At 53.3% G+C, this 20,018-nt stretch carries 19 protein-coding genes; 9 read left to right on the forward strand and 10 right to left on the reverse strand.

Annotated features, from left to right (window positions below; translation table 11 throughout):
* Positions 1-37: 37 nt before the first annotated feature.
* The 4 genes from AC5S26_RS24295 to AC5S26_RS24310 form a co-directional block, all read right to left on the reverse strand.
* A complete protein-coding gene (locus AC5S26_RS24295) occupies positions 38-1,711 on the reverse strand; it encodes an arylsulfatase (RefSeq protein ID WP_494187533.1) in 1,674 nt (557 codons plus the stop codon).
* 327 nt (positions 1,712-2,038) lie between these two features.
* Positions 2,039-2,386, reverse strand: a complete 348-nt coding sequence (locus tag AC5S26_RS24300; RefSeq protein ID WP_494187534.1) for a hypothetical protein — start codon at positions 2,384-2,386, stop codon at positions 2,039-2,041.
* A gap of 349 nt (positions 2,387-2,735) precedes the next feature.
* The gene (locus AC5S26_RS24305) at positions 2,736-2,912 is read right to left on the reverse strand and encodes a hypothetical protein (protein WP_494187535.1); all 177 of its coding nucleotides are present in this window, start codon (positions 2,910-2,912) and stop codon (positions 2,736-2,738) included.
* On the reverse strand, positions 2,912-3,472 hold the full coding sequence (locus AC5S26_RS24310) for an HAD family hydrolase (protein ID WP_494187536.1): 561 nt from the start codon (positions 3,470-3,472) through the stop codon (positions 2,912-2,914). Before AC5S26_RS24310 ends, AC5S26_RS24305 begins: the two co-directional genes overlap by 1 nt.
* A gap of 429 nt (positions 3,473-3,901) precedes the next feature.
* Here AC5S26_RS24310 and AC5S26_RS24315 point away from each other — a divergent pair, with 429 nt between their 5' ends.
* The 5 genes from AC5S26_RS24315 (at position 3,902) to AC5S26_RS24335 (ending at position 8,981) form a co-directional block, all read left to right on the forward strand.
* Positions 3,902-4,363 (forward strand): hypothetical protein, encoded by a 462-nt coding sequence (locus tag AC5S26_RS24315; protein WP_494187537.1) that lies wholly within the window; start codon positions 3,902-3,904, stop codon positions 4,361-4,363.
* Between the two features lie 738 nt (positions 4,364-5,101).
* Positions 5,102-5,482 (forward strand): hypothetical protein, encoded by a 381-nt coding sequence (locus AC5S26_RS24320; RefSeq protein ID WP_494187538.1) that lies wholly within the window; start codon positions 5,102-5,104, stop codon positions 5,480-5,482.
* Positions 5,483-5,796: 314 nt separating this feature from the next.
* Entirely contained in the window at positions 5,797-5,943 is a 147-nt protein-coding gene (locus AC5S26_RS24325) for a hypothetical protein (protein ID WP_494187539.1), read from the forward strand.
* Positions 5,944-6,158: 215 nt separating this feature from the next.
* A complete protein-coding gene (locus AC5S26_RS24330; protein WP_494187540.1) occupies positions 6,159-7,400 on the forward strand; it encodes a DUF2252 domain-containing protein in 1,242 nt (413 codons plus the stop codon).
* Positions 7,401-7,667: 267 nt separating this feature from the next.
* A complete protein-coding gene (locus AC5S26_RS24335; protein WP_494187541.1) occupies positions 7,668-8,981 on the forward strand; it encodes an MltF family protein in 1,314 nt (437 codons plus the stop codon).
* A 133-nt stretch (positions 8,982-9,114) separates the two neighbouring features.
* Here the strand turns inward: AC5S26_RS24335 and AC5S26_RS24340 are convergent, their stop codons facing one another.
* From AC5S26_RS24340 to AC5S26_RS24350, 3 genes are all read right to left on the reverse strand, one after another.
* Complete coding sequence (locus AC5S26_RS24340; protein WP_494187542.1) at positions 9,115-9,813, reverse strand: DUF2490 domain-containing protein; 699 nt, start codon at positions 9,811-9,813, stop codon at positions 9,115-9,117.
* Between the two features lie 160 nt (positions 9,814-9,973).
* The gene (locus AC5S26_RS24345) at positions 9,974-10,120 is read right to left on the reverse strand and encodes a hypothetical protein (RefSeq protein ID WP_494187543.1); all 147 of its coding nucleotides are present in this window, start codon (positions 10,118-10,120) and stop codon (positions 9,974-9,976) included.
* Positions 10,121-10,383: 263 nt separating this feature from the next.
* The gene (locus AC5S26_RS24350) at positions 10,384-10,641 is read right to left on the reverse strand and encodes a hypothetical protein (RefSeq protein WP_494187544.1); all 258 of its coding nucleotides are present in this window, start codon (positions 10,639-10,641) and stop codon (positions 10,384-10,386) included.
* 674 nt (positions 10,642-11,315) lie between these two features.
* Here AC5S26_RS24350 and AC5S26_RS24355 point away from each other — a divergent pair.
* The 3 genes from AC5S26_RS24355 to AC5S26_RS24365 all read left to right on the forward strand — a co-directional run bounded on the left by AC5S26_RS24355 (position 11,316) and on the right by AC5S26_RS24365 (position 16,844).
* Complete coding sequence (locus tag AC5S26_RS24355) at positions 11,316-12,731, forward strand: FAD-binding oxidoreductase (RefSeq protein ID WP_494187545.1); 1,416 nt, start codon at positions 11,316-11,318, stop codon at positions 12,729-12,731.
* A 544-nt stretch (positions 12,732-13,275) separates the two neighbouring features.
* Entirely contained in the window at positions 13,276-16,182 is a 2,907-nt protein-coding gene (locus AC5S26_RS24360) for a ligand-binding sensor domain-containing protein (RefSeq protein WP_494187546.1), read from the forward strand.
* Entirely contained in the window at positions 16,179-16,844 is a 666-nt protein-coding gene (locus AC5S26_RS24365) for a response regulator (RefSeq protein WP_494187547.1), read from the forward strand. The genes AC5S26_RS24360 and AC5S26_RS24365 overlap by 4 nt, the downstream gene beginning before the upstream one ends.
* 1 nt (position 16,845) lies before the next feature.
* On the opposite strand, the gene AC5S26_RS24370 is transcribed toward AC5S26_RS24365, so the two are convergent.
* Both AC5S26_RS24370 and AC5S26_RS24375 read right to left on the reverse strand, forming a co-directional pair.
* Positions 16,846-17,226, reverse strand: coding sequence for a response regulator transcription factor (locus AC5S26_RS24370; RefSeq protein WP_494187548.1), 381 nt, complete (start codon positions 17,224-17,226; stop codon positions 16,846-16,848).
* Positions 17,227-17,580: 354 nt separating this feature from the next.
* Positions 17,581-18,165 carry a serine hydrolase domain-containing protein gene (locus AC5S26_RS24375; protein WP_494187549.1) on the reverse strand — a complete coding sequence of 195 codons (585 nt, stop codon included), beginning with the start codon at positions 18,163-18,165 and terminating at the stop codon, positions 17,581-17,583.
* 460 nt (positions 18,166-18,625) lie between these two features.
* Here AC5S26_RS24375 and AC5S26_RS24380 point away from each other — a divergent pair, with 460 nt between their 5' ends.
* The gene (locus AC5S26_RS24380; RefSeq protein ID WP_494187550.1) at positions 18,626-19,042 is read left to right on the forward strand and encodes a hypothetical protein; all 417 of its coding nucleotides are present in this window, start codon (positions 18,626-18,628) and stop codon (positions 19,040-19,042) included.
* A 196-nt stretch (positions 19,043-19,238) separates the two neighbouring features.
* Here AC5S26_RS24380 and AC5S26_RS24385 read toward each other — a convergent pair whose 3' ends face one another.
* The gene (locus AC5S26_RS24385) at positions 19,239-19,838 is read right to left on the reverse strand and encodes a hypothetical protein (RefSeq protein ID WP_494187551.1); all 600 of its coding nucleotides are present in this window, start codon (positions 19,836-19,838) and stop codon (positions 19,239-19,241) included.
* Positions 19,839-20,018 lie beyond the last annotated feature (180 nt).

The raw sequence follows: 20,018 nt of genomic DNA on the forward strand, positions 1-20,018 counted from the left end.
GTCCGGATCCTCAGGAAGCCATCGGCTCCTGATAAAACTAGTTGCCTGTTGGTATGGAGATATCGAAGCCCTCTTTTTGCAGTTGTTCGCGGAGGAACTGGAAGCGTTGGTACTGCTCGATGGTTAGCGGGCCGCTGTAGGACGCGCTCTGCAGCTTGCGGGGCGGGTACTGGACGTAGGTCTTCATGAGTGTCTTGATGGAATCGCCGATGGTGACCAGGGTCCAGGTGTGTTCGGTGTAATTGTTCATGAAGATGTCGTAGCGTTCCTGCGGGTCGGCCCAAAGGTCGAAGACCTGGGGGACGGTGGCGACGTACTTTTCGGCTCCCTTCCATCCGAGGTTGCTGTCGACGGCGAGACCGCCGGTGGCCTGTCCGTTGTCGCCGCGGAGATTGAATGCGGCCTTGAAGCGTCCTACACGAGCGGCACCGGGCGAGAGTTCGTTTTCCGTGAAGTAGAACCACTCGGTGCGCTTGGATTTGCCGGTGCCGAGGAGGACGGGGGTCATGTCGTAGCTGTCGAAGATGATGGGCTTACCCTCGCGGTCGTTCTTCGGAAGAGGGGTACCGGCGAGGTTAGCGATGGTAGCCATGAAGTCGAGGCTGCCGAGGATGTCGTAGTTGCGGGAGCCGGGCTTGATCTTGCCGGGCCACCAAGCGATGCAGGGCGTACGTGATCCGCCTTCGCGGACGGTGCCCTTGGTTCCGCGGAAGGGGGTGTAGCCGGCGTCGGGATAGACGTCCTGCCAGGCTCCGTTATCGGTGGTGAAGAGGATGAGGGTGTTGTCCTGAATGCCGAGCTCGCGGACCTTGTCGATGATGCGGCCGACGCGCGTGTCGAGCTCGACGAGTGAGTCACCGTACTTGGACTTCAACATGGACTTGCCCTGAAACTCGGGCGCAGGCAGGTTGGGCTGGTGGACCTTCATGAAGTTGACGCTCATGAGGAAGGGCTTGCCGGCTTTGCCGGCGGTGTTGAGGTAGTCAATGGCGGCCTTCTCGACGTATTCGTCGAAGAAGGGGATGCCGACGACGCCTTTCTTAGGAGTGTTGACGTACTGTCCGTTGATCTTGAAGTCTTCTTTCGCGGTCTCGCCGGCGTTGCCGGACAGGGCGCCCTTGGTGACCTTGGCGAACATGGCGCGGAGTTCGGGGTCCATGTCGGGGAACCAGGTGGCGTCGGCGTAGGTGTAGGCGTTGAGATGGTAGAGGCCGGCGTACTTCATGATGTCGAAGCCCTGAGCGTTGGGCAGGGCGTAGTCGGCCTCGCCGAGGTGCCACTTGCCGATGAAGAAGGTCTGGTAGCCGGCGGTCTTGGCGACTGAGCCGATGGTCCACTCGGCGTGCGGCAGGCCTCCGCCCTGGCCCTGGAAGGCGACGGTGGTCATGCCGCTACGGTTGGGGATGCGTCCGGTCATGACGGCGGCACGACCGGGGGTGCAGCTGGGCTGGCCGTAGAAGGAAAAGAAGGTCATGCCCTCGGCAGCCATGCGGTCGAAGTTGGGGGTTGGGATGCCGCGGTTCTCGCCGCCACCGTAGACACCGAGGTCTCCCCAGCCGACGTCGTCCCCGAGGATGACGATGATATTGGGTTTACTTCCCGCTGGATTTGCGGCTTGACTAGCAGCGTGTAGCTCTGATGGATTAATGCTGCTGACGATTAGCAATGTAACTATTGTCGAGAATAACCGGCCGAATCTTTCTGTGAACATATAGGTTCTCCTGTTGATCGAAGCGGTCCCTAATTTGTTGCGTTCTATCCACAGATAGTCGTCACCGCCGCTTTGGCGGCAAGAAATCGTTCGTGAACTACAACCTCCTCTCTCGCATTTCTCTGAAAAGCCGTTCTGGCAGCTTATAAACTGTGCACAATCGCGACTACTGGCCAAAAGTGTCAGATGTCCTCTCAGAAAGGCTGAGAGCACAAATGTAGGCCTCAATTAGCCACATCGGAATGAATCGACATCACTACTTTCCCGACACCTGATGCACCTCGGTTTTTTGAGTCGCAGCAGCCTTTTTGTTCCGCTTTACTCGGTTTAACCTTCAAACCGTACTTCTGACTCACACCACACCGAGTTCAGATACTCACCCGTCCCATACCGGTGGAAGATCACGTCTGAGCTCGCATGCGGAGTCTCTGCCTGCATCGGTGTAAATTCCACCATTGCGGTAGGCTTTCCGCTCGCATCGGAGACCCTCATCGTGCCCCGCATCTGGGTAGGTTGGGTGATCGTGTAAGAACCGGCGGGCAACTTGGTCGTGCTGACCCAGAACGGAAAGTCCGTTGAAAAGTCCATACCGTCGGTAATCTGCGCCACGCCAGAGACAACAAGCAATAGGCACAACAATCCGCTTGCGCCCACCATTTTCAGGAGTGTCTTCATGGTTGCGTCCTCCACACTATTTGGATTTCGCGGACCCGAGATGACGATGAAGATACTCGCATTCACACCGAAAATCTAGCGACGAAGGAGCCTGACACCTTTGAATCGGGCAAATGGGTTCGGAAGGTATGGCAAAACACCTGCAATCAATAGATAAGGGGGTGACGTCGAAGTGCCAGTAATCTTCGTGAGGTGTTGCCGAACTGTACCTGGCAGGCGCACTTGCGATCCCGGTCATCCAAGCCCAAAAAGTCATATGCTGAGCGACTGAATGGTGTGGCCCACATCAGGTTCAGCGATCCAGCAGAATATCGACGAACGAGAATTTATAGGGTACTTCTTTCTAGTACTAATCAAAGGGGAAGACGCGCTTCCAGTCGTTTTTCATGCTGACTACGATCCAGGCATTTTTCGTCGCTTCCAGAAGAAGGGCATTGGAGAACGTGCCTGCGTGAGTGTCAGGAAGATTTGCCGCAGGGCCGTAGGCGTATTCGCGTTTCGCGTCGTCGTGAAGAACGAGCATCATCAGGCGCGCTCCTTCACCCGCCTGCGTCCATTCGAGCATCTGGGTGTCGCCCGCGGAGTTGCCGAAAGCGGCAGTTGGCCGCTTGCCGATGAGGAGATTGATCCCGATGGCCTTGCCTGTCCATCATCTATGAAAAATGGCTTCGGCTCCCTCATAAGCGCAGGCTTGCCGTTGGTATTGACGTACTTCGTCGCTATGCTCGATCCAACGACCTGTTCCGGAGGAACGCCATACACCTGTTCGCTGTAGACGTGGACAAACTCCTGCCCGCCGCCCGTGACGATGTAGGTCCTGAAGCCGTTGGCGCAGAGATACTTCATTACCTCCAGCATGGGCTGATAGACGAGGTCGGTGTATGGCCGGTCAAAGGGTGGGGCTTTTGCCTTGGCGAGCCACTGCTTCACAAGCCCCTGAAACGCTTCCGTGCTCATCCCCGCGTGGGTCACGGCGATGATTTGCATCCAGTCCGCTTCAGTGAACTTACTCATGGCGGCGTTGTCACGGGCGAGCACCGACTTGAATGGTTCCTTCTCCTTCCATTCTGGACGGCTGGGTGCCATTTCTTCTACTTCATGATTGTCAGCGAGCACCACTCGAGGTTTGGTCTCCGGAACCCTTTCGCTGTCTATGACTACCATGTCGTGATTGTTCACTTGCTATCGAACGTTTGTAACTGTCAATTGTGAACAGTAACCACATTCAGCAGGCCCAACTCTCGCAGATTCAATAACGTCACTGGCTGCCTAAATACCCTCCACTGTCGCACGCAACAGTTGCGTTCCTCGGAGAACACGGCCTAAACTTTTTGCCACGAAGACCAGAAGAGGTCTGCCGTCCAGGAGAGAGATATGCAAACTAGTCGAGGTTTTTCCGAAATCGCGATAAGAAGTCTAATGCTTGCAGGCCTACTGACGATCGGGACCCTTTCCGGTTTTGCGAGAGATAAGTATGAAACGATCGATGCTCACGCGTTCGGCACGGGAACGCAAATGGGCCAGAACATCGGAGTGACCTTGAACATCTATGAGTTTTCGACTCCCGCGGACAGAGTGACGTTATTACAGGCCTTTGAGAAAGGCCAGAATCAAGGATTAGTAAATGCGCTGCAGAAGATGAAGTCGGTAGGGCACATCGAGATCACAGGTACGCTGGGCTACGATTGCGCCTACATCAAGATGACGCCGACACCGACCGGCCGGAAAATCGTCTTTGCCACCAACCGTCTACTTCGCTTTGGTGAAACTTTCTACGATACTCAATCGCAGTCTTTCAATTTGACCGCCGGAATACTTGAAATCAACGATCAGGACAAGAGCAAGAGCACTGGCGCCCTCTATCCGGCAGCACAACTCATCGTTGATAAGGAAGGCCAGCTACAGTTAGACCTCAATCAGAACGCCTGGCGACTATCAGACATTATCGATTGGAAAGGGACAGCTGGAGTCAATTAGGCCGGATTGAGCGACCTTCTTGCTTTGAGCTCAGGTAATTCAATTACTCGGAGATTGCGAGTGCCCCAATTATGGCTCTACCTGAACGCCACAGTGTGAGGTGTTATGACAATTCATCGATGTCTTGCAATCGGATGTGTTCTGCTGTCATTACCACTCGTCTTTCTATTAAATGTTGCAGGCGCGCAGTCGAAGGGCAGCAAATACGTATGTACAGAGCCAAATCCTGCGCAATTATGCAATGCGTCCAACACATGTGGATCATCTTCCACTCCGTGTATCGTCAACGTGAAACGGAGTGGCGATGGTGCTTCTTCTACTCCCAACACCCAGAACGCAAAGAGTAATGCGCCCTTCTGTGTGGCGGCCGGGACGACGGTGACTTGGAAGAGCACAGCCAAGAACGTTGGCTTCATTGTTGACCCAGGCACTCCATCGCCTTTTGAACCAGCAGGAGCCATCATCGGCGGTTCCGACCGATCCGTTAACGTCGTGGCAAGGATCCCAGGATGCTACAAGTATTCTGCGGGAGCCTGCATGTCAGGGGCGATCTATGGAATGTGCAAAGAAACAAGTGCGGAGGTAATTGTCACCGGCGGAAAATGAACATCTCGCTGTCATTCGGCTGCGAGAGAGATCGATTCATGCTTGCGGTTGGCCTGACTCAGGAATGTTTCCTTCAAGCAGTCATCGACAATAGGTGTACCATGACACGCACAGATGTAGAAGGAGGTTGCAATGCTGTTTCGTTCGAAGCGATTAAAAGGGTTGCTCTCCGGATTGTTTGCCCTGGCCGTGGCTATTACTTGGCAAGGTGCTTCCGCACAGGATGTGGTCCATGCAGTGAGCGGAATTGTGAAGAACATCGATAGAGACTCGAAGACTGTTGTCGTCAAGGCGGCTGATGGTACGGAACACACAATCAAGTACACCGATCAGACGGCCGTGAAGGATGTGAAGGATACTGGAAAAGGGATAGAGAAGGGCAGCGTGGATACCTATCTGGGCACGAAGGTAGGGACTAAGGTTACCATCGATTACACGGAGAAGGCTGGTGAGAAGACGGCCGTCGGCGTAAAGGACGCCAGCAAAGCAACGGGCAAAGCAATAACGAGGTAAGTTTGCAGGAAACACACAACGAGCGACATTCGCACCTTCGTCACCGACTCCGCCAGATTATCTTCCGATGCGGGAGGTTCCTCTGTCCGCAAAAACACAAGGCGACGCATTTAGGAAGTTTCCTGCTAGACCTGTTGTTCGGGCCTTCTGATCGTGATCGTCGATGGCAAGACAACTCCTGCGGCCTGCGCTCGGTTTTGTTGGGCCCGTAAATACCGAAGCAAAATCTAGTCCTACGTCGCGTCAAGTTTGTGATTGAGCGAGTTTTCTGCCAAGTTTGATGCCCGCGAGTTGCGAGTAAAAGGGGCAGCCGATTGCGCGTTTATAAGGTAATTGCCATGGCTCAGGTGACGTTATCGATTGCCGAAGATTTCTCGATCATCCGCGGCGGTCCGCTGCACGGCTGGTTCGCCCGGGCGATGCCGGAGATGAACGCCGGCGCGTCGTCCGGAGAGCCTTAGTCACCTGTTGACGAACTGGTCCGCGCGACGCTAAAGATTCTTGGCTAACCGGAAATGTTAGGAGGATCAAAATGGAATCCGCTATCGCTTCCTCCAAGATTGAAAAACGCAAGCAAGGAAAGGCGCTTCGCAAACAATTACCACGCACTTCGCAGTCTGAATGGAAACCTCGTTCGAAATCGAAAGACATAATCAAACTGCTTGAGGAATCCGACATGGATCGGATTCCGGGTCTGATCCCGATTAAATATCAGGGGATGGCTCTCTCGCCTTTCACGTTCTTCCGTGGCACGGCCATCCTCCAGGCACGAGATCTCGCGAATACGTCTGTGTCCGGAATTATGGTTCTGGCATGCGGCGATTGCCACTTGGCGAACGTTGGCGGGTTCGCCTCCCCCGAACGAATATTGGTCTTTGACATTAGCGACTTCGACGAAACTTTCCCTGGTTCATGGGAATGGGAGATAAAACGTCTGGGAGCGAGCCTCATACTGGCAGCCAGAGATCGGGGTTTCTTCAAAACAGTGGCGCGTCAGGCCGCGCGAGGGGCAGCTGCGTCCTATCGCGAGGACATGTCTGAGTTCGCCGAAATGAGTGTGCTCGAGGCTTGGTATGCAAGAATCAGCATCGACACCCTGAAAGATTACTTCCGGACGGATCGGGATTTGTATGCCCAGTTGTCCAGGAAGCAGAAGCAAGCCCACCCGCAAAACTCGGAGGCTGTTGTTCCAAAGCTTACTGAGATCTCGAACGGAGACCGGAAGATTAGAGACAACCCACCCGTCCTCTATCATTTCCAGGAATATGCCGGGAATGTCGAGAAAGGACATGCAAAATTCATTGAGCAGTACAAGAAGTCCCTGCAGACGGATAGACAACAATTGTTCGCGCGCTATGAGCTAAAGGACAGTGCAATAAAAGCTGTTGGAGTAGGGAGTGTGGGCACGCGCTGCTTTCTCGCGTTGTTTCTCGCCGAGCAAGATGATCCACTCTTCCTTCAAGTCAAGGAAGCGCGCAGGTCCGTGCTAGAGTCGCCTCGCGGAAAGAGCCGCTATACGCATCAGGGATTGCGGGTCGTCGACGGACAACGTCTTATGCAAGGCGCAAGCGACATCATTCTCGGCTACGCTAGCAGCACACAGCACGATTTTTACATTCGTCAATTCCGTGACATGAAGGTCTCTGCCGAGATCGAGAGCTTTCGGCCTAGCACCCTGGTTGCTTACGCAACGGTATGCGGTTGGGCCCTTGCGCGGGCTCACGCTAAAGCTGGCGATGCGGTAATGATCTCCGGATACCTGGGTTCGACCGATCAGTTCGATGGCGCCTTGGCTCAATATTCGGAGGCCTACGCGGACCAGGCGGAACGTGACTTCGAAGCCTTTCAGAAGGCCATTCGTTACGGGCGCCTTTCGACGCAGCCAGAAAAGGGCGCCGGTCTGGAGTTCTTGTTATAGTGCGCCAGAAGAGTAGCATCCGCGACCTCTCAGTAGAGGAGGAAAATCATGTCCTCAACCTCAACTTTATCCCCCCGGGTTCTAGTGTTGGTCTTACCGTTGTTTGCTCTTCTTCTGGTTGCCTGCAGTAAGAAAGCTGCATCTCCGGCCAGTGTGGAGCAAGCGGTTCACACTCAGCCAATATATTCACCAGATGAACCTCCGCCGCCGCTAAGGGGCATAGCGCTGCCAAAAAGTTTTGGCCGCGACACAGGCGACTTGGATGTGATGGTGAAAAGGCGTAACATTCGCGCTCTACTCATCCTCAGCCCCATCAGCTTTTTCTATGACAAGGGCAAACCCAGAGGCGTGATGTACGAAGCACTGGAGGAGTTCCAGAAGTTCTCCAACGTGAAGCTGCAGACAGGCAAGCCGGGCTTAACAGTCACATTCATTCCTGTGCGAATCGACCAGCTGGAAGCGGCTCTAACAGAAGGATTGGGAGACATAATTGCCTACGGAGTGGTCATCACACCCGACCGTGAAAAGCGGGTCGCCTTCTCGACGCCGATACAAACCGACGTAGCCCAGCTCATCGTAACTGGATCGAATTTTGGCGCAGTCTCCACGATCGCGGACCTTGGCGGAAAAGAGGTGTACGCTAATCCGCTCACCACGTACTACCAAAACCTGCAGAAGGCGAACGACACGCTTAGAAAGGACGGAAAGCCGCTGATCGTGGTTAAATCAGCAGACAAGAACCTGATGGACGACGATCTGGTGCAGATGGTGAACGCAGGATTAATCCCGGCCACGGTCACGACGAAACAACGAGCTGAGCTTTGGTCGAAAGTACTCGATCACATTGAACCGCATCCTGAACTGGTGATCGCAAGTGGAGGACAACTGGGGTGGGTCATGCGCAAGAACAATCCGCAGTTGAAGCAACTGGTCGACGAGTTTGTCGAGTCGCACTCAGTGGGCTCATCCTTCGGCAACACTCTGCTTCGGCGCTACCTGCAAGACACCAAGTGGGTCACAAATTCGACCTCCGGGGAGGAGATGAAGAAATTTCAGACGAACCTCGTGCTTTTCCAGAAATATGCTGGAGAGTACGACTTCGACTATCTGATGATCGCGGCACAGGGTTATCAGGAATCACAGCTGGACCAGAGCAAAAGGGATCCCAGTGGCGCCGTGGGCATTATGCAGGTAATCCCCAGGTATGCGGCAGCCTCTCCTATAAACATTCCTAATGTAGGGACTGCGGATGGCAATATTCATGCAGGGGTTAAGATGCTGCGCAACATTGGCGATACCTACTTCAATGACCCGAAGGTCAATCCTCTAAACAAAACTCTATTCGTCTTCGCCAGTTACAACGCCGGACCAAATCGCATCGCAAGGCTGCGGAAAGAGGCAACTGACATGGGCCTTGATCCGAACGTCTGGTTCGGCAACGTGGAACTGGTCGCTGCCAAAGACATTGGACAGGAGACGGTCACCTACGTTGCCAATATTTATAAGTACTATGTCGCTTACAAGCTGGCACTGGAGCAGTCGCAAATCCGGCAAAAGGCGGAAGATCTACTGGCAAATTAAACAGTAAAGCATTAAGAAAACATGCCAGGGGAATGTTCGCAAGACGGCGTGCGCTGGCGCTCCATCAACCACGTCGCATCTGGAGCGACCGGGTCGTGCCAAGCGCTGTACCACCCTGTCATGCTTGCACGCCCTAAAAGAAAAGATTGAGAACCGGGCCAAACTGATTCAACTGCTGATTGGGCCTCTTGCCCGTATTGTTCTGGTGCTCATAGTACAGATCCAACTGCACGTGCTTTCCGATCGGGAAAAGACATCCCGCATAGATCGCCGTATCGCTCCACTTCCCGTACTCGCTCTGGTAAAACACCTCGACGCTCACATACGGCGTCAGGTGGTACGAACGAACCGCAACCGGTCCCTCGACCTGCGCCCGGTTGCGATAACGCCAAGCGAAGCTATCATCGCCCTTCCAGTTAAGGTCGAATCTGTTCCTGATGGTCAGGAGAACTCTCCTCGTCATTGGAAAGCGTCCAGTCGCGACCGGCTCGATTCGGTTTGTCGCCGGTCCTCCGTTAGCCTGAGGCAGGTAGCGGTATCCCACCGACAAAACCAGTAGCCGGGGCTTCGCATCGTCCAGATCGAACCTCGTAATGTTGGCCAGTCTGAGCCAGGGATGAACATAAAAGTCCACGGTTGGTCCGAACTCCGCCTGGACCGGCTCATTGGCCTCTCGTGTCTGCTTCGACTGAAAATTGAATCGGATCCCATTGCGCAGCTTGGAATAAAAATTGATCTCCGGCAAGAACTGGTCGGTCTGGGCGCATGCTGGAAAACAGAAGCACATCAAGTACACCACAACCCCGAGTCGCCACCTTATAGTTCCACGCATGAAACCACTCTCACGTCGGACTGGGTTCAAACCAAGGGGATCTCGAGCATATCGCGAAATCACGTCCAATATTTTCTTCATAAATAACCTGCCAATGGGATAGCGGGCGCCGCAATCCTGCAATTGCCCAATCCACGTGAAGCGAAGCTTCAGCCCCGATCTAAGAGCCGCCGCGAAAGCCCGCACCGTACCGCCGAAGGGCCAAAGCGGACTTCGAAAGATTGTTATAGGGATACTCCGCTTGTGGATACTTGTACAGGTACTTCATGTACGAATGTGTCGAGGTAGAGGTAGTATTCTTTGACATCTTTGCCGTAGTTGGCTTCGCTGTTTGCCAGACCGAACATTCGTTAGCCGAAGCAACCGCTTTCCTGGAGCAACTAATTGCATTTCGAAAGAGATTGAGGGTGGACGCCACGCCGATAGAGAGCGGAGCATCGATTGATGCCTTTCTTGCCGAAATAAATCCTCTTTTGCTTCAGTATCCCCGTCGTACTTCGAGTCCTTCTTTGATGACATATAGGCCAATTTCCGCGCCGACCATGAGATCAACTTAACGGAATCCCGTAATCAAAAATAGTCAGAACCGGACAGAGTGACAGCGAGATTTGCTATCACGTCCGCTCTCGTGAAAATCCACGTGGCGCGCAGATGCACTCCTTGATCACGGTACTCGCCTAAAAGGTATAGAACCGTTGCGTTCACCAGAGGCGAGATACTCGCAATACCCATCATGATGCGGATCTCTGGAGCGCTGCCAAATACACCCCTGCGGGCTGAGTCCAATAGGACTCCAATACCAAGGGTCAGCAATACACCGCCGCTCACTATTGCCGCACGCGCTTTAAAGGCGGTGCCACCTAGCGCCTACAAGTTATGTTGGCACCCGATAGAAATGTCAGGGTATCTAGCCCATTAGAAATGTCAGTATAACCTCGTCGTCGTGCGATGGGAATGTGCGAAATCGGTGCTTTTGCGATTTCCACATTTCCTTCGCCCCGGCCGCGCGATTGCTTTTTGCGCTTTTGTTGAGGTCAATCGCTTCAAGCCGACGACTGTAGCATCTCTTCAGAACGTGCCGCGCAGTGAGAACCGCACTTGAATCGGTTCGATGGGATGAAAAACGCCTGTGAATGCGGGCATAGCAGTAGGCGTTATTCGAGATTCATAGGCGTAGTCAATGTCGTGATCACGGCGATTAAGCACAACAAATAGAGATGACTACACAAAGCCGTGTGTGGTGACGCACGCATGAGTTAGCCTGTGTCGACATCATTCATCGATTTTAGTTATCGACGGCGATGTTACTGGGATCTTGTGCGGTACTGCACATTTTGCCGTGTAGCTTCCTGAATGGATCACTTCATAGCGTTTTCGTAGTCTGTGTATATCTATTGTGCGTCAGCACAATAGATCTGTCGCCCGCGGTTCTCGAGAATCCGCACTGCCGGCGAGCAAGATCATTTCAGAGAATTATCGAATTAGAGAGGACCTGCCGGAATATGTTGACTTCGAGCACATCGCCGATCGCTTCGCGCCTCAACGAACTCAAGATTCCTTTCGTTGATTCCACGCAGACCAGCTACAACCACGACCGTGCCGTATGGAATGCACGCATCGATTGCCGTCCTGCCGTTATCGCACAGCCTCAGACGGCGGCTCAGGTCTCTGCGCTCGTGCTTCTCTCACAATCAGGGGGCCTTCCCCTCACTCTTCGGGGAGCCGGCCATGACGTGTTGGGCTCATCAGTCTGCGATAACGCTCTCGTCATCGACCTATCGGGCATGAAGTCAATCTCCATCGATGCAAATAGCAACATTGCAACCGCCCAGCCCGGGCTCACCGTTGCGGAGTTCATCCATGCCATCAGTGCACAAAACCGCATCGTCACCTTTGGCTCTCATAAGGATGTCGGCCTCGCGGGCTACACACTTAGCGGCGGTATCGGTCTTCTTATGAGTCGATATGGTCTGCTTTCCGACAATCTGCTGTCCGCTGAGGTTGTCCTGGCCGACGGCAGGATCGTTCAGGCGTCGACCGCAGAGCATCCCGATCTTCTCTGGGCGATTCGTGGCGGTGGCGGGAACTTCGGTGTCGTCGCCTCGCTGACGTACCGCATCTATCCCATTGAGCCGACCATCGCCGGAGCCCTCGTCTATCCGATTGCTCAAGCTGAAGAGGGTCTACGCTTCTACCGCGAATTCACACGTGACCTCCCTGACTCTCTTTCGGTGTTTGCTGTTATGGCCACCGCACCCTCCGGGGTTGCCGTTTTCAGTTTCCTCAGCTGCTACACCGGCCCTCTCGCGGATGGCGAGCGCCTCCTCGCCCCTCTACGGTCTTTCGGGACCCCGATCATGGAGACCCTGGCCCCTATGCCGCCCGCCGGCATGTTGGAGTTCCTTGCCGGAGCTGACCCCTCTGGCAATCGCTACGCATACGACACTCGCATTCTTCCCTCCATGACGGAGGATGTCATCAGTCAGCTTGTTGACTATGGCACAAACCGAACCTCTGCGACCAGTGTTGTGGTTGTTTACGACTTTCACGGCAGGGTTCGCCGCGATACATTGCAGGACTCGGCGTTTCCAACTCGAGACATGCCATATGCGCTCGGCATGTATGCCAGCTGGCCAGCCCGAGACGTCGACGCTCCCCATCTCAGATGGCTTCGCTCCTTTTCGCAAGCTGTCGATCCGTTCACTGCCGGGACAGGCCCGATTGGCTTATCGAGCGCATCGAATAATGAAGCCGTTCGTGCGGCCTACCGCAATCAATATCCCAGGCTGCAGCAGATCAAGACAGAGTACGACCCCATGAACGTCTTTCGCCACAACTACAACATACTGCCGAACATGAAAACCGCAGTTAGTAGTAGCGACACCATCGTTGGTGGAGAAACACTCTCGTCGGAGTAATTGTTTCTCGATGAGCGACAAATCGGCGAATCACTCATCGACAGATGAGATCGAGGCAAGTTGCCGAATAGTTGGCTCTTCGGGTGACCCTATCGTCCTCCCGCATGGCAATTCCACCTCCTCGTACCTCTGGCGTAACGTTATTGCCGCACCCAGAGGGAAACCGTCAGACGTGTCCGAAAAGGTCTACTGCGGGATAAGTGTCACACAGTAAAGGCTTTATTTGAAACTGCCCTGCTTTCGATCAACTGACGTCTGCACCAATAATCTGCACCCCGAAAGACGCCTGGATAATTTGCTGTCGTGCAATCGGCAGCGACGGTCAAATTTGCCAGCAATCTTCATTTGTCAAAGCTTAGGCGATTGTCAATGCACAAACATGACGCTCATTCAACCTAGGTTGCGCGCTGACCATCTGCGCCTTAATGGGAATATGGCCTTAGAATGATGGCGTTGGCCCTAAAGGTAAACGGTGCGCGATCTTCTAAGAACACTACTCCGAACGATTCCCGCAACAGTCTTCTATTTAGCAGCTTTCATTTGGATGTTGTCGGCACAGTCATGCTTAGCACAATACAGGTTTACACAATGGACGGCTGACACGGGCCTACCACATAGCAGCGTGCGCGGTATAGTGCAGACACCCGATGGTTATCTCTGGGTAGCTACTCTGAACGGGCTGGCGCGTTTCGACGGTGTTCGCTTCAAAGTCTATGACAAAAGCACTACACCTGAGATTAGTTCCAGCCGATTCATCACGATGGTGCCCGGCGCAGGTGGGGATCTATGGATGCTGAGCGAAGACTATAACCTCGTACTCATGCATCGAGGCTCATTCATAACGCTTAATGGGCGTCATGGCGTTAAACCTCACGAAGTAAACGCGATCACTTATGACAACAGCAAGGTCTGGGTCTTGTCTGAACACAAAGTTCTTTTGTGGGATGAGACTAAACAAAGTTTCGAACGAGCAAACTTTAGCACAAACGATCTTCAGTTCGATGCGCTTCGATGGCGAGGAACTGGCTTTTGGGCTCAGCGTGGCCAGCAACTAATCTGCTTCAACCGGGGCCACCTCACAACCTTTGTTATGCCTAAGGGAGTTAATTCATCCGAGATCCGTGGCGTGGTGATGGATGCTAATAACGACGGGTGGATCGGAACAAAAGACGGACGAATCGGACGTCTCGCCGATAAACCCGGTCCGTTGACTCATCAGCTAGCGAGTTTCGCTTTGCACGGCTTGTCGGGGGAAGATTGGAAGGTTGATGTTACTCCTGATCGTTTCGAACGATGGCTCCGTTTGCCGATCGGAGGCACCAACCACCCGATAAACCTCAATGTGATCAACTCAGATAACGAGGACAATCTCTGGTTGGGCACAGAGACGCAAGGGCTTTATCGCATTCAACGGCAACAGATCGAAGTTCTCTCCGAGCAACAGGGACTTGCGAGCAATAATACGAATCCTGTTTTTCGCTCCAAGTCAGGAGAGATCTGGGCCGGTAGTTGGCCTGGTGGATTATCGGAGATTCGCGATGGCAAGGTGGTTCACACCTTTACAATGGCCCAGGGCATCCCTGGATCGATCTCATCTTTGTTTGAGGACAAGGATGGGATCCTCTGGATTGGAACTCACTCGGGCATCCGCACGCTCGTTCAGGGCAAAATCAATGAACCAAATATCTCCTTAGGAGACGCGGGGGCACCTCTGGTGATCTATCAAGCGCCTGATGGATCGATGCTTTTCGGCACGGAACGTGGTTTGACAATATCCAACCGCACGGCCACACATCATCTCAGCACGGTAAACGGGTTGGCTTCAGACGATGTACGTGTAATCGTGACAGACAGCCATGGAGATCTATGGATCGGCGGTAACGGCGGCCTAACGCGCCTTCATGACGGGCATTTCACTCGATGGACCGAGAAAGAGGGCCTGCCGAACAACAATATAAGAACCATCTTCGAAGATTCATCCAGCACCATCTGGGTTGGAACGTATGACGGTGGAATTGGGTGGCTCCGCGACGGCAAATGGATCTCCTTCAACAAACGCAGAGGTCTTTTCGACAACGGTGCTTTTCAAATCCTTGAAGACAACAAAAAACGCTTCTGGATCAGCTCGAATCGTGGAATCTATCGAGTGGACCGGGAGCAACTTACAGCAGTAGCCGACGGACGAGAGGCTATGGTCTCATCCGTATCCTACGGCCGCGCCGACGGTATGTTGAGCGCAGAATGCAATGGAGGGGGGTGGCCTTCCGGGGTGAAAGATGCCAACGGATCGCTTTGGTTTCCAACGCAAATCGGCATTGCAATTCTTGATCCAGAGAAAATGCTTGTTGTGAGTCAGCCTCCGCGAGTTCAGATTGATAGTTTCAGTATCGATCAACAGGAGCCAATCAATACGAGAACGGCATTCCTTAAACCAGGCCAGACAAACCTCGAGATCGATTACACCGCACTAAGTTACACAAAACCCGAACAGGTCAGCTTTCGCTATAAGTTGGACGGTGTGGATGCTGACTGGCAGAAGGTGGGCCTTCGCCGAACAGCCTATTACTCGCATCTTCCACCTGGGGAATATACCTTCCGGGTGTCGGCTCGTAATAGCGATGGGGTCAGCAATCTTGACGACGCTACCTTGCAAGTAACGGTTGTGCCACCGTTTTATCGTCGGACCTGGTTTATCTCTTTAATCATTGGCGCAATCTTGATAACGATGAGATTGATCTGGGGCTATCGGGTGCGTCAACTGACAAGCGCGCAGGCTGCGCAACAGGCCTTCTCACGTGAATTGATTGCTTCGCAGGAGAATGAGCGTCGTCGCATTGCTGCCGAACTCCATGACAGTCTTGGTCAACGGCTCATCGTCATAAAGAATTTGGCATTGTTTCTTCTCCGACCCAAAGGCAAACAGGAATCCGAGGAAGATCGGCGCCAGAGAATCGAGGAGATAAGCTCAGAAGCTACGGCTGCGATGGAGGAGACACGTGCCATCTCATATGATCTTCGCCCTTTTCAACTAGACCGGCTAGGGCTATCCAAGGCGATCCAGAGCCTTGTACGCACGGCGTCACTTGCATCAGGAATTCAGTTCACGACGAAGTTTGGAGATATTGACACCTTTTTTCCGGACGACTTGCGCATCAACTTCTTTCGGATTGTGCAGGAGGCCCTTAACAATATAGTTAAACACTCCCAGGCGACGGAGGCGAAGATTGCCGCGGAACCTAAGGACGGTGCGCTCTATCTTACGATCATCGACAATGGTAAGGGTTTTCCCGATGGGCCTCCTGCGGCGAAAAGGAGCCCAGGAGGATTCGGGTTGATTGGAATCAATGAACGAGCAAGTCTGCTCAATGGAAGCGTGAAGATTCGAAGTCAGGCTGGACTCGGGACAGAGCTAACAATTTCGTTCCTTGCAGGAAAGGAATCTCTAAAATGAATAAATCTATTACGGTCTTGCTCGCAGATGATCACCCCATCGTCCGGAAGGGGCTTAAGGCGACGATTGAAGACGATGAGACTCTCTCGGTTGTGGCCGAAGCGGCAGATGGTGAAACCGCCCTAAACAAGATCAGGGAACTGCGTCCGCAGATCGCCATCCTGGACATTGAAATGCCAGGAATGAACGGCCTTGCCGTGGCGCGGGAGGTAAAATCGCAGCAACTAGGGACGTCCATCGTTTTCATGACCTTTCATGCTGACGAAGACCTGATGCGGGCTGCGATGGAAGTCGGAGGTAGAGGTTATCTTCTGAAAGGCAGTGAAACTGACGAAGTGGCCCAAGCGATTCATGCCGTATGTGCAGGCAGAACCTATATCGGCTCAACCATGGCGTCCATTCTATTTGGGCAAAAGAGCGAGGTTGCGGGAGATATGCTCAGTTCCAACCTGCAGTCGCTCACACCGACGGAGAAGAAGATTCTTCGCCTCATCGCCGACGGAAAATCCAGCAAGGAAATTGGCGATGATCTTTCCATACATTATCGAACCGTCGAAAATCATCGCACAAATATGTGCCGTAAACTCAGTCTTGAAGGAGCGAACGCCCTGGCGCGATTCGCGCTGCAACATCGGACGGTTTTGCATGAGCGACTGCACTAATTCATCTATGCAATAGTTTCTTAACGACAAGGTCTTCCAGGACAGTTAAGTTCTGCTTTAATGCGTAACCACACGCGCCCGCTTCTTGTGCTGCACTGCGAACCAGGTCATCGTCATAGTCGGTCACAATGATGACTTTGGCCTCTGGGTATGCCTTTTTGAGTAACTTCGTCGCCGTCAGACCGTCCATAATTGGCATGCGAACATCCATCAGCACAAGATCGGGCTGAAAGTCTGTATAGGCAGACAAAGATTGATCACCATCGGAACATTCACGTACCTCTTCTGCAAATTCGCTGACAACTTGGTGTATCAGCCTTCTTACTCCTGCATTGTCATCTACAATCAATATTTTTATCGCATTCCCTGCAGACCCGGTCATAGAACCTAATGCTAAAGATTTCCTCGCCGTTCTGATAGAGATATCGATACACAATCGCCATAGTGGTGCTACACAGGATGCCGTGTGGTTCCACACGGTCGCAAATATTTCTAGATATGTAGCGCACATTGGACAGCGAGAGTCCCATTCGTGGCGTCGACAAAGTATCTAACGAGCTACAGAGGATATCAGTATGACATCCACCACGATCCCGGTCGATGTGCTTTGCAAAGACCGGGATGACTGGTGTCTCGAAGCTTGCGGTCATCTGGATGCGGCTTCTCGGCCCATGTCTGATTGAGCGAGCGGAGGCAGAACCCATTATGGATCATCAGCCGAGCTACCCTCCTGGAGTCATGCACTCCACTCCGGAACAGACCGAACCATATTCCACATCGTCTGATCCAGTGAAGCATCAATTTCGTTCGAAGGCTGGGTTCGCGTATTCGTCAACGCTGCCCAGCACATTCCCGTCGACAGTAGATGGTCCACCGTGACGTCTGTCACATATTGCTTGTAACGACCGTTTCCATATTTTGTCCCCAACACGCCCGAAGGGCCGAACACCTTGTCGTTTAGATTAAGCTTCCCCTGTTCGATCAGAGAGAAGATCGTCACCGACGTAACAGGCTTCGTTGCGCTGGCGATGCGAAATAAACTCGACTGCTGTACCTGTTGTGCCCCCTGCTTGTCCGCCATGCCGTGTGCTATGTCGTAAACAAACTGCCCATTGCGCGAGATCGCAATCGAACTCGCGGGCACGCTATATTGCTTACGAAAGGCGAACTCAATCCGATTCATCTCGCCCATCTCCTGCCCCGTTGGCCGTCCGTTGCGTCCAACCTGTGCGAACAAATCCCCTTTGTGCGCAATCGCTCCCGCAGCAGCCACACCAAGCACACCCTGTATCATTTTCCTGCGGGTAAGCAGATCTCTCATCGTTTAGTCTCCCTTCCTTTATTTGAATTGCCTGGCGTCACCACGCGACTCCTTGAAATATCTCCACACATCCTCCATGTCGCGGCTCTTCGTTCGCAGTGCGACATAACCGCGTGGTCGATGATTCGAACCGACAGCCCGTATCGCGCCAGCTCCGTGGCCATGGTTGACCTGACCGTCCCCGCCCCGACAGCGTGTACGTCTATCCTCATTTCGTCCTCCCGCCGTGGATCCAGCAACGAATCTTGTCCTACGAATCGAATCGTACGAAAGTGGCCGATCCAAAGATATAGATGTTATTACATTCAGAGTCGTGTGGTACTACACATGCAGTCGTGTAGCGATAACTAGTGTTTTACCGTACCTAATGCTTCATACTCTTTTAGAAAGCATTACTGAAGCGGCCGTTAGTGGACGTAAATAAAGATCCCACTTTCCAGCGCCTTCGATAGGAGTTCTTATGTATCGCATCGCTTGCCCGGCTTTCGTACTCAACATCGCGTTGTTCATCGCAACGCCTATTAGCGCTCTCGCCCAACAGGCTCCCAGCGACCAACCACCTGCACAAGCCAATGGCAAATGGAACTTGTACTGCCATGATCCCAATGGCGGCACATCTACCAAACACATTGATATCCAGCAGAACGGTTCCGAGGTGAAAGGGCATTTCAAAGGCCCCAATCAGTCGGGCGGCATCGAAGGTACCGTCAACCAGCAGCACATTGTCTTTAGAACCAAGACCCGTGAGGTTTTAGTATTCCGCGGCAGAATCGATGGCCAACGTGTAGCAGGAGTCGTCCAGGGCACCAAGATTACTGGTACTTTTCACGACCGTGGTGGCACGGGTACCTTCGAGGGCATTCCCGCCGGCAATTGATGTTCAATCTGATTCCGTTGAAGCCGCGAGCAGAGAAGCCCGAAATCTGCTCGAGAGGCGTTCAGCCGGCCACCATCCATCCCTCGGTATCTTGTCCGATCAACATCACAGGTGAATGCGTCTCCTGCGCAGACCCTGACCCATTGTCTAGTCGACTGAAGCGGACAAGAGGGAGCGAGAACGGTCTCCTGGGCGTTCACGCGCCTGGGCATGTGTCGCTCAGCGAGTCGGTCAGGTGTTGCTGTTCGACCTCAAAGGTCAATTCTTTCTTCTTACCCACCTCCCTAATCCGGAAGATGTAGATCCTGTCATACTCGTCATTCGGCCAATCAGGAACCACCGAAGGATCTTTTCCATAAGCCTTCAGTAGCCGTTTCGCAAATTGATTCAAATACACGTGCTCCCAAGCCAGATAAATTGTCGAATTTGAGTTTTCCGGAGACAGAAGTTCCTTTCTTAACTGACCGACGTTCTTGAAGCCGATCAAAGCGTTCACAGGCATCTCCAGTTGAATGGCGGTGGGCTCAATCGTCATCAGGGGTCGCACATAGGAATAGCTGAGATTGCCGAGTCGGCCCACTCGAGTGCCGGGATCGGGCGCATAAATCCGGTCGGGCTTTCCATACCGTGGAATCAATACCTTTGGTAAGACGAGCGCGCGGTTCAGTCCCTTGCAGGTAAGCTGCCCGAGGCTCGTTGATGGTTTTTCGGCGTGACGGATTGCAACAATCGTCTCCTGCGCATACGCGCAATCGATGGATAGCAGCAGAGAGATCGTGCTCAGTAGCAATCGCATGAGCTTCCGTGCGGGGTTCATTGGGGAAGTTTCTCAGATGTCGAGCCCTCGCGCACAATATTTGTTCCGTTTCGAGATCCAAACCGTCTTCGATAGACCTGATGGGCTCGCCCCATGAGGCGAGATCCTTGTTGGTGGTTTTCAGGCTGTCGTGGGTTGCCTTTGAGCGTGGAGACGGGA

This window comes from Edaphobacter sp. FHG110511_03, from assembly GCF_059115365.1.

What these genes read in the sequence shown, in the direction of transcription:
- AC5S26_RS24295 (WP_494187533.1), bottom strand. Translation starts at nt 1,711, where the DNA reads ATGTTCACAGAAAGATTCGGCCGGTTATTCTCGACAATAGTTACATTG.
- AC5S26_RS24300 (WP_494187534.1), bottom strand. Translation starts at nt 2,386, where the DNA reads ATGAAGACACTCCTGAAAATGGTGGGCGCAAGCGGATTGTTGTGCCTA.
- AC5S26_RS24305 (WP_494187535.1), bottom strand. Translation starts at nt 2,912, where the DNA reads ATGATGCTCGTTCTTCACGACGACGCGAAACGCGAATACGCCTACGGC.
- AC5S26_RS24310 (WP_494187536.1), bottom strand. Translation starts at nt 3,472, where the DNA reads ATGGCACCCAGCCGTCCAGAATGGAAGGAGAAGGAACCATTCAAGTCG.
- AC5S26_RS24315 (WP_494187537.1), top strand. Translation starts at nt 3,902, where the DNA reads ATGGGCCAGAACATCGGAGTGACCTTGAACATCTATGAGTTTTCGACT.
- AC5S26_RS24320 (WP_494187538.1), top strand. Translation starts at nt 5,102, where the DNA reads ATGCTGTTTCGTTCGAAGCGATTAAAAGGGTTGCTCTCCGGATTGTTT.
- AC5S26_RS24330 (WP_494187540.1), top strand. Translation starts at nt 6,159, where the DNA reads ATGGATCGGATTCCGGGTCTGATCCCGATTAAATATCAGGGGATGGCT.
- AC5S26_RS24335 (WP_494187541.1), top strand. Translation starts at nt 7,668, where the DNA reads ATGGTGAAAAGGCGTAACATTCGCGCTCTACTCATCCTCAGCCCCATC.
- AC5S26_RS24340 (WP_494187542.1), bottom strand. Translation starts at nt 9,813, where the DNA reads ATGCGTGGAACTATAAGGTGGCGACTCGGGGTTGTGGTGTACTTGATG.
- AC5S26_RS24345 (WP_494187543.1), bottom strand. Translation starts at nt 10,120, where the DNA reads ATGTCAAAGAATACTACCTCTACCTCGACACATTCGTACATGAAGTAC.
- AC5S26_RS24355 (WP_494187545.1), top strand. Translation starts at nt 11,316, where the DNA reads ATGTTGACTTCGAGCACATCGCCGATCGCTTCGCGCCTCAACGAACTC.
- AC5S26_RS24360 (WP_494187546.1), top strand. Translation starts at nt 13,276, where the DNA reads ATGTTGTCGGCACAGTCATGCTTAGCACAATACAGGTTTACACAATGG.
- AC5S26_RS24365 (WP_494187547.1), top strand. Translation starts at nt 16,179, where the DNA reads ATGAATAAATCTATTACGGTCTTGCTCGCAGATGATCACCCCATCGTC.
- AC5S26_RS24370 (WP_494187548.1), bottom strand. Translation starts at nt 17,226, where the DNA reads ATGACCGGGTCTGCAGGGAATGCGATAAAAATATTGATTGTAGATGAC.
- AC5S26_RS24375 (WP_494187549.1), bottom strand. Translation starts at nt 18,165, where the DNA reads ATGAGAGATCTGCTTACCCGCAGGAAAATGATACAGGGTGTGCTTGGT.
- AC5S26_RS24380 (WP_494187550.1), top strand. Translation starts at nt 18,626, where the DNA reads ATGTATCGCATCGCTTGCCCGGCTTTCGTACTCAACATCGCGTTGTTC.
- AC5S26_RS24385 (WP_494187551.1), bottom strand. Translation starts at nt 19,838, where the DNA reads ATGCGATTGCTACTGAGCACGATCTCTCTGCTGCTATCCATCGATTGC.